1 pseudogene is annotated in these 1,216 nt (G+C 55.8%); it reads right to left on the bottom strand.

The features are described from left to right. Positions 1 to 39 precede the first annotated feature (39 nt). Positions 40 to 978: pseudogene (locus K8I01_04415) on the bottom strand (IS3 family transposase). Positions 979 to 1,216 lie beyond the last annotated feature (238 nt).

The raw sequence follows: 1,216 nt of genomic DNA, 5'->3' as shown, positions 1-1,216 counted from the left end.
TGAGCTTCCCCCGGTTTTTCGTCTTCCAACGGGTGGGTTTCATGCTACCAGTTTTTCATCATGCTGAGCGCTGATCCAGTCCTTCAGGAACTGGGTTGGCGATCTGTAGCCGAGGGTCGAATGATGCCGTTTCCGGTTGTAGAACACCTCGATGTACTCGAAGATGTCTGCCGTGGCCTCGGCCCGCGTGGCGTAACGACTGCCGTGCACCCGCTCGTTCTTCAGGCTGTTGAACCAGCTCTCGCTGGGCGCATTGTCCCAGCAGTTTCCCTTGCGGCTCATGCTCTGCGTTGCTTTACAGTAGTCAGTCAGAAACTGGCGATAGCCTGCCGCAGCATACTGCGAACCGCGATCACTATGAATGAGCATGCCGGTGGCATAAGAACGGTTCTTCCAGGCCTTCCAGAGTGCCGTGATGGTGAGCTGTTGCGTGATCGTCTCTGACAGATGCCAGCCAATGATGCGACGCGAGAACAAATCCATCACCACCGCCAAGTACACATAGCCAGCGTTGGTCTGTACATAGGTGATGTCGGCAGCCCAGACGGTGTTCGGTTTCGTGACGGTAAAGTTGCGATTGAGCCGATTGTCGGCCACCGGGTGCTGATGTTGCGAGTCGGTAGTTTGCACCAACGCACGCCTGGGCGTGCGCTTGACACGGATGCCGTCTTCCCGCATCAGCCGGCGCATTTTGTGACGGCCTGCCACAAGGTTGCCTCGCCGCAGTTCCTTGTACATCCGGCGGCTGCCGAAGGTATGGTTGGACTTCTCATCAATCTCGCGCATGGCACGCACCAGCTTGCGCTCATCGTCACTAAGCTGAGGTTCAGGTCGCTTTAACCAGGCATAGTAGCCGCTGGCACTCACCTGCAGCACATAGCACTGCAGGCGCACCGGCCAACAGTGCCGGTGGTTGGTGATAAACATGTATTTCAGTCCCTTCCCGGCGGAGCGGCAAAGATCGACATCGCTTTTTTTAAAATGGCCAGTTCCATTTCTGCACGCTCAGCGCGCTTACGCAAGGCCCGTACTTCGGCGGCAAGCCCTTGCCAGGTCGCAACACACCTTTTCTGAATCAGTCAGCTACGCCGACCTCTGGTGAGAATTAGTACATCCGGATGCAATTGCTGGTAGATAGTGCGTGAATGGGGTAGGAATGTGACGGAGAGAAAAGGTTAGTGCATAAATCAGGAAGGAGAATACCGTATGGTGTCAC

This window comes from Deltaproteobacteria bacterium (assembly GCA_019912665.1).
Lineage (GTDB): Bacteria > Desulfobacterota > GWC2-55-46 > GWC2-55-46 > GWC2-55-46 > UBA5799.
The sequence above is the reverse complement of the archived record's forward strand: the minus strand, read 5'-3'. Positions and strand labels throughout refer to the sequence as shown.